At 64.3% G+C, this 13831-nt stretch carries 9 protein-coding genes; 5 read left to right on the forward strand and 4 right to left on the reverse strand.

All coding sequences use genetic code 11. The features are described 5' to 3' along the window. Positions 1-28 precede the first annotated feature (28 nt). From CH292_RS27765 to CH292_RS27775, 3 genes are all read left to right on the forward strand, one after another. On the forward strand, positions 29-424 hold the full coding sequence (locus CH292_RS27765) for a hypothetical protein (protein ID WP_032406413.1): 396 nt from the start codon (positions 29-31) through the stop codon (positions 422-424). Positions 425-471: 47 nt separating this feature from the next. Continuing rightward, complete coding sequence (locus CH292_RS27770) at positions 472-1167, forward strand: hypothetical protein (protein WP_139278521.1); 696 nt, start codon at positions 472-474, stop codon at positions 1165-1167. A 182-nt stretch (positions 1168-1349) separates the two neighbouring features. Beyond that, positions 1350-1748: a thermonuclease family protein gene (locus tag CH292_RS27775; RefSeq protein ID WP_256978607.1), complete on the forward strand. Its 399-nt coding sequence runs from the start codon at positions 1350-1352 to the stop codon at positions 1746-1748. A 4-nt stretch (positions 1749-1752) separates the two neighbouring features. Here the strand turns inward: CH292_RS27775 and CH292_RS27780 are convergent, their stop codons facing one another. The 3 genes from CH292_RS27780 to CH292_RS27790 all read right to left on the reverse strand — a co-directional run bounded on the left by CH292_RS27780 (position 1753) and on the right by CH292_RS27790 (position 5245). Next, entirely contained in the window at positions 1753-3171 is a 1419-nt protein-coding gene (locus CH292_RS27780) for a hypothetical protein (RefSeq protein WP_032406411.1), read from the reverse strand. 430 nt (positions 3172-3601) lie between these two features. Next, on the reverse strand, positions 3602-4627 hold the full coding sequence (locus tag CH292_RS27785; RefSeq protein ID WP_139278520.1) for a hypothetical protein: 1026 nt from the start codon (positions 4625-4627) through the stop codon (positions 3602-3604). A gap of 96 nt (positions 4628-4723) precedes the next feature. Next, entirely contained in the window at positions 4724-5245 is a 522-nt protein-coding gene (locus CH292_RS27790; protein WP_081371410.1) for a hypothetical protein, read from the reverse strand. 173 nt (positions 5246-5418) lie between these two features. On the opposite strand from CH292_RS27790, the gene CH292_RS27795 reads away from it, so the two are divergent. Continuing rightward, entirely contained in the window at positions 5419-6135 is a 717-nt protein-coding gene (locus CH292_RS27795; protein WP_143545838.1) for a hypothetical protein, read from the forward strand. Positions 6136-6170: 35 nt separating this feature from the next. Next, positions 6171-7247, forward strand: coding sequence for a toll/interleukin-1 receptor domain-containing protein (locus CH292_RS27800; protein WP_032406407.1), 1077 nt, complete (start codon positions 6171-6173; stop codon positions 7245-7247). A 20-nt stretch (positions 7248-7267) separates the two neighbouring features. Here CH292_RS27800 and CH292_RS29585 read toward each other — a convergent pair whose 3' ends face one another. Beyond that, positions 7268-13819, reverse strand: coding sequence for a helicase-related protein (locus tag CH292_RS29585; RefSeq protein ID WP_306437493.1), 6552 nt, complete (start codon positions 13817-13819; stop codon positions 7268-7270). Between the last annotated feature and the right edge of the window lie 12 nt (positions 13820-13831).

Raw genomic sequence — 13831 nt, forward strand, 5'->3', positions numbered from 1 at the left:
CCATCGTCACCGAGAGAAGGCCTCTCCCATGAGAACAGCACCTGCACCCGCAATCGAATCGTCGACAGCGCCGAGCGATCGGACCCAACTACTGGCGGCGATTGCCTTGGCGGCCGTCACCTGGTGGCTCACCTGGTCGATACCCTTCGCCGAGTGGGTCCTGTCCTCGTCGAGCGGCTCGGCCGACCCCGTCCGGCGTGAAGCCGCCGACGATGCTGTGGCACAGGGCTGGTGGGCGATCATCACCGTCGTCTCCGCGCTGTCGATCGGCAGCCTCATCGCCGTCGCCCTCGACTGCATGAACGGACGGCGCTGGGCGCTGACCGCATGGAAGAACTCGGTACGCCTGGCGAGCAGCCTCGCCGTGATGTGGGCCATCTGGGCCGTGAGCGTTCTCGCCGCCGGCGGAGTGCAACCCCTGTGACCACCAACTCGACTACCAACGAAAAACCAAGAAGGCGAGCAACGACCATGAAGACGAGTACACGGCACCACCCCAGCTCCATGCTCAGCTCGATCGTCAGCGCGGTCGGGGGCATCGAGGTGCGGTACACCCCCGAGAGCGATCGCGACGAGTGGATCCGCGACATAGACCGTGACCAGAAACGTTTCCGTGCGCGGCACGGTCTGTCGTCGACGCCGGCCGAGCGTGCGGCCGCGCATTCGGCGGCAATACTGGAAGTCGAGCGCAGGCTGGCTGTGCGTGGCCGGGGGCGGCAACCGGTCATCACCGGTCGCCAGCTCGCCTCGATCGCGGACGCACACACTCGCGCAGCAAGCCGCATCACTCACCCCGGCGTGACGGCCGCGTATCTGGCAGCTGCATTAGCGGTGTCGATCGCGTTCGCGATCCTGGCATGGCGGGGCTGGTCCCCCGACCTGTCGTACTACGACTGGCCCGCAGGGACTCCAGTCGAGCGGATGACGGATGCGCTCTCATCGGGCACCACCGTGATCGTGCAGATTGCAGCGTGGCTCTTGGCGCTGAAGCTCGTATCGGAGCTGCGCGACTATTGGATTCCGTCGAGGGCGCATCGTCGCAGCCGGACTCCGCTTCGGCACTGCTCGGTCCTGGTCGCACATTCCGTCATGGCGGTGGCGGGGCTGGCGATCGTCGCGCTCGGCGCGTACCTGATCGGCATTCTCGTTGTCTTTGGACAAGCATGAGCCGGGTACGGACACGATATCGGCCGACCGTCCGAGTTTTCACGGCCTGTGTGGCTGTCCCTGTTGCTGCTGCGCTGCTGGCGGGGTGCAATCCCCTGATCGCTCCCCCGACGCCTGAGACGGCCCATGAGGCTGTCTCTGTGTCCAGCGGGGTCGTGGAACGGGTCATTGATGGAGACACGGTGGAGGTGCGCCTGTCCACAGGGGGTGACCCGGTACGAGTTCGCGTTCTCGGTATCGATACCCCCGAGACAGTCGCCCCCGACGCACCGGTGGAGTGCTGGGGGCCGGAAGCGAGCGCGTGGGCGCACCAGCAGCTAGACAACGCCGCTGTCACCCTCACAAGCGATCCGGTCGCAGACGACACCGACCGCTACGGCCGTGCCCTGCGGTACGTCGTCCTCCCGGATGGGAGCAACTACAGCGCATTCGCAGCCGAATCGGGTATGGCCCGCGCCTACACCTACAAGAACCAGCAGCTCTCTGAAGCGGCGAATATCGTTGCCGCACAATCGACAGCGCAACGCAACGGTGCCGGTCTCTGGGGCTCGCCGTGCTACGGACAGACAGCCCGACGCTGACCCCTCACGTCTTCGCGAGTCTGAGCAGGAGCATCACACGTGCGCGCGTGCCAGGACTGTCGCGCGCACTGTTCGTTGGAGGAAGCCCGGTCGGGGATTGAACGATGCCGGTCAGTGCGGAAGCAGGCGTGTTCACAAGAGCTTTATCCAACACGGCCATTGCCAAGGGGATAAGCCGCTCGATGAACGTCGCCGCGTCGACGTAGTCACCGATCCCGACACCTAAGCGTCGTAATCCCCAAGTGTTGTATCCGCCGAGCTGGGTGAAGAGTCGGACAAGGTCGTCGGCTTCCTCCTGGGGCAGCCTCACGAGGGTCTGCAGGTGCGCAACCTGCGGTTCCTTCAACGCAATAGGCGACAGCCCTTCGCTGTGGACAGTATTTCGGAGAATGCGGCAGACCTCGAACATCCGATAGCCGTCGCTGCGCCGTTTGAACAGGGCCGTGAGTTTGGCGTTGCCCAGTTTCTTCAGCCACTGTCTGTTTTGCCAACCCGCCTGTCTACGTTCGTTCTTCGGCAAATCGTAGACGAGGTGAGCAGCCCTAGCCGCTGCGTCGAAAGCCCCGACGAGATTGACCAGAAAGTAGTCCAGGAATTCGACCGTACGGTCCGCGGTGTTGTTGGTCTGTGTAGCCACGGATGCGATGAGCAGTTGGTCGCGGCACCGCAACATCCGGATGATGCGTTCCCGGACCGTCTGGGCCAACAGTGCAGCAGTGTCGTTGCCGGTCGTGCGACTGTGTTGGCTGAGCTCGGAGGCCCACACCCGCCACGACGGGAGGAGTTCCTCGACTGCCAGAAGGAACGTCGAGCGTTCGTCGAGTACCAGTTGATCCGGTCCGATGACGGGGTATTTCCCCTTATTGCGGAGGTACAGCCCGACGACCCCTACGGCCTCGGCTGCGGAATAGGGGTGCGCGTTCGTTATGTCGGTCGCCTGGCTGGACAGGATGCGCGGATTGGTGGTGGCCAGCAGATCGGCGGGCATTGTGCTGCTGGCCTTTGCGACGAGAAGTTCCTTCAACCACTGTCCGGCGCTCACTCCCTGGGCTCCGGCGTCACGCAGAGCGATCTTTTCGTAGGTGCTGTAGGGCCAGATTGCATGTCCGGTCCGTCGCCCCGGGCCGTCGATGGTCGAGAACTCCAGGTAGTCGTGGGCATCCGGGGCGAGGGGGCCTGGTGGTATGAGGACCCGGCCGGCGTCTGCCGGGTCGTTGGCGGTGCCGATCCAGTAGCGGTCGATACTGTCGTCCTCTGTCAGCGACCACAGAAAGGTTTCCGGGTCCGGCATGTCGAGGGGGGGATCGATCCACTCTTCGATCCGGCGCTTGTCCGGCGCTACGTCGAGGACGATGCGTAGCGGCCGGCCACCCTGATCGAACGGGCCCGGCGGATCGCCCGCGGCCTTGTGATGCACTGACATCCGCGGGAAGCCCATCGACGCAACTCTCTTGTGTTTCTGTCCTCGGAGCTTGATTAGACGAGAAAGGGCACGGACAATGACTGTCCGTGCCCTTTGCGTACAGGGAATCAAGCCATGGGGCCTTGGGGGGCGACGTTACCCATCGCGCCGCTCCAATCACGGAGCCAGAAACCGAGCGGGCCGAGTCCGAGCATTCGGGCACTTCCTTTCGCTGGAGGAAACTGAGCCATCCACGGTACCGACGCCTGAACCGATGCGCACCCCGAGGGCTCTACCGGCCACGGATCCGTCCACCTATCATCGGCAAGGCATGGGTTCGGCACTGGACGTATCCGAGATTCGGTGCGATAATATCTTGGCGTGAGGCACTAGCCTCGTCGAAGTGAACCCGGCAGCCTTCCGGACGGTTGGTGAGCCGGGTTTTGCGTATCTACAGCGTTTGCGACGTGCTTGAACGGGCAGCGAGTTCAGCATTCAGGTACTTGTCCAACGCACCCAAAATCTCGGACTCGACCTCGGAGACTGTCTTGCCTTCGGCATAGGTTTGCGACTCATCCAGCCGAACGCCGAGCACACCCGCAAACCGCTCGAGTACCCGACTGCGGCTCTCGAACGGGGCAGTGTCCGACGAGGGTAGGGACACCACTCGTGCATCGCCCAGGTTCAACAGCACGAGGTCGCGGGCGAGCACGCGCGGGTCATTGGAGTCGTCAGGCAGCGTGGGAAGTAGCTGGCCGTACCGTTTCATTTCGGTGTGCTCGCGTACGTGCCGCTGTTCGTACTTGACTGCCCAGGGCTGACTGTTCGACGTAGTGTTGGTGTATCGCAGATGCCGGTTTCGGAACAGGAAGTCGGGGACTTCCGGAACCACGGGGGTGCGCAGAAGCCCGAGTATTTCGTCCTCGCGGTCGCTCAGGTCGAGTTCGCTCGCTCCGGCTGCTCTGGCGCGTAACGCATCGATTCGTGCCGCGTTCGAGTCCTCCTGGCGCGGCGTATACGGACGCGCTGCCTCGCATCGAGCGAATGCGCAGCCGTACGTGTCGAGTTCATCGGCTACAGAACCGATCCGGTATTGCTCAAGATTCTGTTCTGGCAGCGCGACGTCGGCCAGCCGCGTGGCATCCCACTCGAATGCGGTGTCGATCGCGAGCTGCAGCCGTTGTTCGGAGTCCCCCCACAGCGAGAGGGCGAGCGCCCACACGTCGATCGAGTGCAACCCATCCGCAAGGGTCACCGGATGAAATGCCGTGCGGGCATGGCGTCCGACCTGCTGTTTCCTGATGTGCACGGTTCGCGCCACTTGCGCGTGTGTGTATCCGGCTGCAAGCAACTGTTTGACGGTGGGGTTGAGCACCAGCATTTCCACGAGTTGCTCGAACGTGGCCACGTGTACGTCGGCGATGGTCTTGGCGGATCCGGCCATAAGCACAGTGCTGGGATCGAGTGTGGACTCCATTTCAGAATCATACGTTTCGGGTTCCCATTTGGGAACTACACGGGTTTCAGTGTGGAACTCAGGCGCAAGACTAAGGGTCGGAGGGAGTTCACTCGGTCAAGTCAACGTGTTGTAGGTGGTGATCATCGGCTCGATTCGCGTCTTCCAATGTCCGCCTTTGGCCAGGCACCATGCCACTGCGTCCGGCACCCACAGCATGGGCTCTTGTTTGGCGCGGAGGTGCTCGTAGGCCAAGCGATCCTGGATCTGTTGCTTACGAGTTGCGGCGAACAGTGTTTGTCGGTCTGCTCTGAGTAGGGAGTCGTCCTGCTCGATGACCAGGCGGGTGGCCGACATACCTGCGAGGTCGGCCACGAGCATTTGCAGTGCCTGGGTGCGACCTTCTCGTTCGGGCAGTGCTGCTGCGTCATAGACGTGAATGCGGATGGGCAGCCCGGCGATGGCGTCGGCGATGGTTCGTCTACGAGAGTCGCTTTCGGACTTGAAGTGGATGCGCTCCTGCCCTCGCAGGCGCAGTGCCACGAGTGTTTTGCGTGAGGCCTGAAGGTCGCGGACATCGGCAATCGCGGCCACGACGACGAGACCTCTGCTTTTGGTTTCGTCGACGTAAGCGTGCACGATTCGAGACGGTAGACGACAGGGGTGCATCGCACCTACGGGGTGTAGCCACAGCGCCCCTCACCGTTGAATCGCCACGCGACCGCAGTCGACGTCAGGTCTACCGGCATCCTGGTTTCATGACCGATAAGGACCTCCCATCGAGGCAGCACATCGCTCGACAAGCCGCTGAGATGCTCGACCTGCAAGCTGCTCGTCTGGTCGCGGCGTCGACGACCGATACGAGGATTGGATCGACGAAGAAAGCAAAGGCCGACAGTGAGTACCAAACGGGCCACAAACAGCTAAAGAGACTGCTTCAGCAATTGGGGGTGCCGAACCCCATCCCCTACAGCACGCTTGGGGAATGGGGCGGACGCTGGAGCAAAGGTGATCTCTCCACATGGGTTCACCGCAGGGAGTTCGTCAGCACCCTCGTAGCGGACACAGCGGCCACACTGACGAGCATTCAGGGGTCGGGCGCTTTGGTTACCGCCTCCACCACTGCCGACCCGACGTGGGCAAGTCTGCAAGATCGTATCGATGGTCTAGCGCGTGCACTGGAGCAGGCGCGCACCGATGACGACCGCCAAGACGTAGGCCGACGGGCCCGCGAGATCCTCATCGACGCCACCTCGATCATTCGAGACCCCGACTTGGTACCGGACGGGGACGACGAACCCAAGGCGGCAGATGCGAAGCAATGGATAGGGCTGTATCTGAAGCGATACGCCGCCGGAAGCTCGCACAAGGAGTTGCGCGTCTTCGTCAGGGCGACGTGGGATCTCGCGCAGCGTGTGACCCACTCAGGCGTCGATCACGTGGAGGCCTATGCAGCCGCGCAGGCCACGGTGACGGTGGTCCGTGTTCTGCAATTGCTGGAAAGCGACAGCACGGAAAGGCTGGAGTAACTCGGCCACCACTACGCGCCTACTAGCATGGTCCGATGGCCAAGAAGACCGGGAAACTGTTCATCAGTCACGCAGGTGACGATGAAAAATACGTCTCCAAGTTCGTGGAAAAGATCCTCCGGCTCGGGTGCGGATTCCCTCGTGAACAGGTCTTCTACACCTCTCAGCGCGGGACAGGGATCGCATCCGGACTCGACCTGTTCACCGAAATGAGGGAAGAAGCAGCGGCGTCGCCATTGGTCATTGCGATCGTCTCCCCTACTTACCTCACCCGTCCGACATGCTTGGCGGAAATGGGTGCCGCATGGGTGAAAGGGACGTTCCTCCCGGTGCTCACACCTGGGCTGGCCAGAGAGGACTTGCCGGGACCACTGAAAGCAATGCTGATCGGTCAGCTCGACGAGGCCACCGCTGGGCAGGACCTCGACGTAATGCACGACAGGGTCATCGAAGCGTTCGGTCTCAAGGCGAATACCGCAGATTGGACTATTCACAGGGACAAGTGGCTGGTCAGCGCCTCACGATACGAGGAGTTGCTGGGGAAGGTCGAGACCTACTCTGCAGAACAGGTCGCCGAAATCGAACTTCAGCTCGAGCAAAAGACGGAAAGCTACAACCTTCTGCTTGAGAAGTTCGGGGAGCTCGAGGATCGCTATGACGCCCTATTAGCGGCGAAGACCCAGGAGCAGATTGCGGCTGTGGAATTGCCCGAGGGCGAAAGGGAGCAGTTCGAGCACCTTGCCGGTGCGGTCGTCAAGTACTTTCAAGAATCCCGCATGCCAGGCTCCGTAATCACGGCGATTCGCTTCCATGTCTCCAACGACGATCTGATCCTGCCCGACAGCTTTCATGACGTAGACGACGAAAATCCCGCGTTCTACGACGCCGCCGAACGCGGTTTTTTGGTGATCGACAACGACCCCCCGCTCGAGGTCGCACTCAATCAGCAGCACCCAAGGATCAAGAAGGCGCTCGCGCTCGTCGAAGCCTTCGTCGAATGGTTCGATTCACCTAGTCGCACGGAGGGGTTCAAACGGTGGTTCGAGGACCAGTTCGACTTGCCCGTCGATTTGAAGAGTTCCGATGTCTGGGATGCTGTGCTGCGTCCCTGACCACCAGTCAGCCGACCGGTTCACCTGTCCAGGCCGTGATCGCGGTGTCGATCCGGTTCCGGCGCAGGCGGGCGGATGGTGCCGGCCTTCTTGGTGGACTGGCGGTTGAGCATGGATTTGAGCGGCGATACGTCTCGCTCGGCCTGAGGCGATTCGTGACTCGATGCCTCGGTTTCGAGGTCGCGTAGTGCGCCTTCGGCGGCGTAACGGGCCGAGTCGCGGCGTTCCTCGAACCCGGAGGTCGAGTTGTCGGGGCCTGTCCATGCGGTCCAGTGCCAGGTGCGGTCAGTCCATTGGATCGCCGCTCCTGGTGCACCGCTGTCGCGGTCTGCTCCGCGTTGAAAGCGTGATCCGTCAGGCGATTTCGGCTTCCATGGGTAGTCGGCGCGGCGTGCGTCTCGCTCGGTTTGGGCTGCGGCCCACTTTTCGGCGAAGGCCTGCATCCGGTCGGGGACGGACTGGACGAGTGCTGCGCGGCTGCTGTGTTGGGCGTCCGCGTGTGCGGGGGTGGGGTTGAGGTCGAGGCTCCATTTCGGGTATAGCCCTTGCGATCGGCGCCGGTCGAGGTCGCGGCCGCGTTCGGTGAGCGCTTCGGGTGAGTTCTCGCGGGCGTTGACGTCTGCTTTGAGTTCGGCGAGCGCGTAGCGGGCCTGGGCGAGTTCGTCGGTGCGCGTGAAGGTTCGGTCTTCCTGCGCGGTGAGCTCGGTCAGTCTCCCGGCGATGTGTGCGCGGTCGGCATGAGCTGCGGTCGCGCGCACGGGCAGCTCTTTGATCATGTTGCGCATCTGCTGGAGGATCCCGCGTGCGGCGGTGGTACTGGACATCGCTTCGGTGAGTTTGCGGTGCTCGACGTAGCGTTTCGGGCCTGCTGGTATGGAGAGTTCGAGCTGGTCGTTGACCGGGCGGTAGGTGCCGGCGATCGCGACGCCGGCGATCTCCGCGAACTCGCTCGGTCGTCCGCTCTTGACTGCTCGCATGTCGATGTAGGTGGTGCGCAGGACGTTCTGCAGCGCGTCGACGAGCGATTCGGTGTCGTCGTCGGCGGCGGTCCGGTGATCGATAGTGATCATCTTCTCGGCGCGGTCGTCGATGTCGAGCCATGCTGCAGCGCGGTCGGCATTGGCCTCGATAGTGGGCATGTCGGCGTCGAGGCGCTGGGCGGCGCGGTCGAGGCGGTCGATGGCCGCGCGGCGGGAGGCGTTCGCGTTGGCGATCATGGTCTGTTCGGATTCGAGCGCGTCGACGTGCGCCTGCTGCTCGATCGCGCGGACGTAGACGGGGTCGCCGGTGGCGGCGGCCTTGGTCTGCGCGGCCGACAGGGCGATGTCGCCGCCGACGTCTTCCATCGTGTCGGGGATCTCGCCTCCGCGTAGCTGCTGGACGGAGTGGGCTTTGCGTTCGATGATCTGCCACATGGTGGCGTCGTAGGAGCGTCGGGCGACGATGTTGACCACGTCGACCTCGCGGTGGACGTTGCCCTGCCGGATGATGCGCCCGAACCGCTGCTGCATGTCGGCTGCGGTCCACGCGGGATCGAGGGAGATGAGTTGCTTGAGCAGGCGTTGGGCGTTGACGCCGGTGCCGAGCTTGGGTGTCGAGCCGATCAGCACGCGAACCTTGCCGGCGCGGCAGTCGGCGAAGAGCTGCTGCTTCTGTTTCGGTGTCGGGTAGTCGTGAATGAACACGACCTCCGATCGCTCCATTCCTCTGTCCACCAACGCTTCTCGCAGGCGAGCGTAGAGACTCTTGTCCGCCGCCCCGCCGGCCTTGGGGGTGCCGCGGTCGCAAAAGACCATCTGGAATACCCCGCGGGCGTCGGGGCCGTGCCGGTCGGCGGGGGTGAACAGGTCGCGGTGCTCGAGGTGGGTGTTCCAGAGCAGATCCGCTGCGACGGCGACTCGGTCGTGTTCGGGTTCCGGTTCGGGCAGTTTCGCCAGGGTCGGGTGCAGGGAGGCGTTGCGGCCGTCGTTGGAGATCTTCAACGCGTTGTCGACGTCCATGCTGCGTCCGGAGGTCGCGGCCATGCGTTCGTCGAGATCGAACATGAAGTCTCGGACCTGCGGTGCGAGGTCGAATTCGACGACCAGCGGCTTGCCGGTGCGCATTCGCGGCAACTCGACGGGGATCTGGTCCTCGGTGACCACGTCGCGGAATTGATCGACCATGGCGATCAGTTGCCGCAAGTTCTGGTACTCGGCCATCCGCGAGATCGGCCGCAGTGAGGTACCGGTGATGTTCATTTCGACGGTGGTGCGCTGTTTGGCGAATGTCTGTGCCCAGGCGTCGATGTGGCCGATTCCGGCGGCGTCGAGCAGATCGGGGCGCAGATAGCGGTTCATCACCCACAGCTCGGACAGGGAGTTGCTCACCGGTGTTCCGGTGGCGAAGGCGATCGCTTTCGCGGGGGCGTCGGGTTGTCCGGATTCGACGTTGCGCAGGATGGCGCGGTCGCGTAGCCAGCGCGCTTTCATCTCCAGGTCGGAGGCGCGTTGCGATCCCTCGGGCAGGGACAGGTCGGCGGAGTTGGAGGTGCGGGCGAGGTTCTTGTAGTAGTGCGCCTCGTCGACCCAGAGGAAGTCGCAGCCGGACTGCTCGAATGTCAGTCCGGTGTCGGATGCTTTGGAGGACACCAGTTTCTGCTGTTTGGCTTGTTCGCGTTTGAGGACGCGTTCGATCTGTTTGACGGTGTGCTCGCCGCCGGTCTCCTTGGCGCGTTCGAGGCCTTCGCGTAGTTCCATCATGCGGGTCTCGATGTAGGCGAGCTCGGTGTCCTTGCTGACCGCGATCAGCTTCATCACCGATTCGGGGACGATGACCATGTCCCAGTCGGTCACCGCTGTTTGGCCGATAAAGCGTTGCCGGTCGCGGGGCCCGGACAGGTCGCCGCCGACGAGCACTTTCGCGGCCGGGTAGGCATCGCGAACCTCGGCGGCCCACTGGTCGACGAGGTGGTTCGGCACGACCACCCACGGCTGGCGTTTGTGTCCGAGTCGGCGCATCTCCATGCAGCTGATGGTGATGGTGAGGGTCTTGCCCGATCCGACGCAGTGATCGAGCAGGATCGTCTCCCCGTGAGTCAGACGTTGTTCGGCTTGGCACTGGTAGTAGTACGGAATGTAGTTGGGGTTCAGGCCCGGGTACTGCTTGTGCTCGGTGGCGAACTGGGGTTTGACGAACCGGTTGAACCGCCCGTTGTAGACCTCGGTGAGGTGCTCGTAGCGGGCCGGATCGGACCAGAGCCACTGCACGAACTTCTCTTCCAGCCGTACCGCGCGATTGCGCAGGTCGGTGGTGTGTTTGGGGTGGAATCGCGGTTTGGGCTCGCGGTCGAGCTCGCTCTCGGTCTTGAGCACTTCGACGGGCTTGTTGTTGGCGATCGCGGTGAACAGCTCGAGCCCGGAGTAGCGGCCGGCGATGCCCCACGGGTCCTCGTAGCCTTGCGGGTCGTCCCAGTTCGGGGCCGAACTGGTCTCGAACTGCCAGGTCGCGTTGACTGCGGCGTACGAGACGGTCAGCTCGTCGGGGTCGATCCCGAACTCCTGGACCAGGAACTGCTTGTGGTTGTCGACTCCGACCCATTCCGCGCCGGGACGCACCCCGATGCGCGCGGGGTCGGCATCCGGTGGCACGACGGCCTCGAGGGCGTCGACGACACCGGTGTAGACGTCGGGGTTCTCGGCTTCGGCGACGCGGGCGCGGGCGAGCTTGCTGCGGACGTCGCCGGCGAGGAATTGGCCGGCGACCTCGTAGGTACTCGGATCGGTGAGTGAGGGGTAGATCTTGCCTCGGGATCGGTCTAGTACGTCCTCGACGTCGGTATCGAGCAGCTCGGCCACCCGTTCGGGGTCGATGCTGCCGCGTTCATCGAAGGCGATGGCGATCGCTTCGTCGATGCCGGCCGCGCTGGTGGCGCTTTCGGTGGTGAAAGTGACGTCGGTATCGAAGATCGAGGTCTTGGTGGCCTGCTCGGTCTCGTCGTCGAAGAGTTCGAGCGAGCGGACCATCGCCATGCGGGGGTCGAAGCTGATGGCCCCTTGAAGGTGATGGCGGCTCTTACGGGGCCCCTGCGCCGGTGTGCGCGCCTTCTCCAGCAGTGCTTCGGTGACCTCGGTGGGCATCTCACCCCCGTAGGGGGGTAGATCGAGGTCTGCGAGGTCGTCGGGATCCACCCCTCGATCGAGGGCGGCCTGCCCGGCTGCGTCGATGCGCCACTGCGCTTCGAGGGCGGTGAAGTTCTCGGCGGTCTTCTCGGGGCTGTTCTCAGTGGCGTGGTTGGTCCACTTGAACCGGTTGATGAAGCCGTATCGGTTGGTGTAGTCGGTGTATTGCCGATCGAGCTTCTCGCGCAGGTCTTGTCGGTGCTCGGGGGTCGAGTCGGCGGTGCGCGCGCTCTCACCGATGTCCAGGACGGTATCGCCCATGGCGAGCAGTCGTTGCCACTGATCGTTGATCTCGCGGCCCTTGGCGGGGGTGAGAACCCATCCGGCACCGACCTGGTACTGCTCCCACCGGGAGCTGTGGGCGTCGAATCGCAGTGTGCCGGGGATGGTTCCGGTATCGGTCCCGGAGTCGGTGTGCAGGCCGGCGGTATCGAGCTCGTGATGCTGGGTTCGATCTGGAGCCGCGGCGGTCATCGCCAGGCCCGAGTCCAGGGCATCGTCGACGATGTTCTCCAGCGCCCGCGTCAGCAGGGCTGGTACGGATTGCGATTGCGGGGCAACGACTTTCATCGTGGTCGAGCCGTACATTCCGGAACCGACCTCGACGGTGCCCAGGATGCGGTCTCGGTGCCGGTTGAAGTACCGGTTCAGGTGGGCCGGTGCGGTGCTGTCTCCGTTCCCAGTGGGAAGGGTGACTTGGGCGACCTCGGTCCACAGCGTGGTCTGTTCGGTGGCCTCGCGGCCCGGCTCTCGCCTGCGGAAGATCAGCACGTCGGTGAGCACGTCGGTGGCGGCCTGGCGACGATGCGCGGCCGACGGCAGCCGGACGCCGCCGACGAGGTCACCCAGGGCGGCGATCTCGCGCCGCGCGGCCGGGCGCACCGAATCGGAAGTGAACGTGCTGGTGATGACCGCGACGTACCCGCCGGGGGCGGTCAGGTGCAGGGATTTGATGATGAAGTGGTTGTGGATCGAGCGACTGTTGGGGTTGTGAATGTCGTCGTAGACCGGATAGTCACCGAACGGGACGTTGCCGATGGTTGCGGTGAAGGTGCCGTCGCCGGCGAACGCTGCCTCGAATCCGTGGTTGCGGATGTGCTGGTTCGGATAGAGGTGATGGGCGATCGCTGCAGTGATGGGGTCGAGCTCGACGCCGACCATCTTCGTTCCGGTGGGGGCGAGACCGACGAAGTGTCCACTGCCGCAACCCGGTTCGAGGACGCGGGCACCCTCGGGCAGACCGGCGCGTTCGACCGCGCGCCAGAGGGCAGAAGCGATGGCGGGATCGGTGTAGTGGGCGTTGACGGTGCTCAAGCGGGCTGCGGCGTAGTCCGGGGCGCTGAGCAGGGTGCGCAGTTCCTCGCGCTCGGGCTCCCATTCGGTCTTGGCGGTGTCGAATATCTGCGGCACGCCGCCCCATCCCGACCAGCGAGCCAGTGCGTCCTGCTCGGCGTCGGTGGCGGGGCGGGACTCGGTGGCCAACCGCTGAACGATGGCGAGGGCATCGAGGTTGGCGCGGGCTCGGGCTTTGGCTCCGGATGGGACGAGAACGTCCGTGCCGAGAACGAAATCGACTGCGGGAGCAGTAAATCGGGCTGAGTGGTCAGCGGAGTCGACACCGCTACCTAACGGTTCCCGGCTCGGTCCGCCCGCGTCGACGCCGCCGAGTTCGGCGGCGGTCTCGGGTTCGGGCGTCGCTTCCGGTCCGGTCGCGGTCTGGGGTTCGGGTTCTGGCGTGACGGTGTCGGAGACGGCGGCATAGCGGCGGGCGGTGTCGGCGCTGATGTAGACGGTGGAGCCGTCGGGGCGTTGGGCGGCGATGAGACTGTTGCTGCGCCACAACGGGCTGGTGAGGGGTTCTCCGGTCTCGTACTGGGGCACCTCGACCGGCGCAGCGTGTACCTCGCGGGGTGTCGCGGTGTCGGCGGAATCGTCAGCGGGAAGCGATGTTTCGGTGGCCGCAGCGGCGCGCCTGGCAGCATCGGTGCTGGCGGCGGTGGCGTAGCCGTGGATGAAGTCGGCGCGGATCTGTGTGGCGTCGACGCTGTCGGAGGGCAGGGATTCGAGTGCTGCGCCGACGACGGGGTCGGCGGAGGGATCGGGCGCGGCAAAGGGCGCGCGCGGGTCGTAGGCGCGGCGGCCGCGATCGTCGAAGTCGACGATCGCAGCAGTGGCGGCATTGTCGAGCTCGTTCTGGGCCAGGTGCTGACGTGCAGCTTCGTCGGTGGTCTCTGGCCCTGTGGTGTCCGGCTCTGTGGGGTCTGCCTCGGGTGCCCGGTGGTGGGTCTGCCAGAGCAAGTCGACCAGCTCGTGGGGAAGTGCATCGAGGCGGGCAGGATCGGCCAACAGCGATTGTGCGGCGCCGGTGAGCGCGGTGTCGGTGTCGTCGACGCCCACGACGGCGTCGAGCATGACCGTTTTCGT

It is taken from the genome of Rhodococcus sp. 14-2470-1a (genome assembly GCF_002259425.1).
Taxonomy (GTDB): Bacteria; Actinomycetota; Actinomycetes; order Mycobacteriales; family Mycobacteriaceae; genus Rhodococcoides; species Rhodococcoides fascians_E.

Excerpts from the sequence above, each read along its gene's own strand:
- CH292_RS27765 (WP_032406413.1), top strand. The coding sequence starts at position 29 with ATGAGAACAGCACCTGCACCCGCAATCGAATCGTCGACAGCGCCGAGC.
- CH292_RS27770 (WP_139278521.1), top strand. The coding sequence starts at position 472 with ATGAAGACGAGTACACGGCACCACCCCAGCTCCATGCTCAGCTCGATC.
- CH292_RS27780 (WP_032406411.1), bottom strand. The coding sequence starts at position 3,171 with ATGTCAGTGCATCACAAGGCCGCGGGCGATCCGCCGGGCCCGTTCGAT.
- CH292_RS27785 (WP_139278520.1), bottom strand. The coding sequence starts at position 4,627 with ATGGAGTCCACACTCGATCCCAGCACTGTGCTTATGGCCGGATCCGCC.
- CH292_RS27795 (WP_143545838.1), top strand. The coding sequence starts at position 5,419 with ATGCTCGACCTGCAAGCTGCTCGTCTGGTCGCGGCGTCGACGACCGAT.
- CH292_RS27800 (WP_032406407.1), top strand. The coding sequence starts at position 6,171 with ATGGCCAAGAAGACCGGGAAACTGTTCATCAGTCACGCAGGTGACGAT.
- CH292_RS29585 (WP_306437493.1), bottom strand. The coding sequence starts at position 13,819 with ATGCTCGACGCCGTCGTGGGCGTCGACGACACCGACACCGCGCTCACC.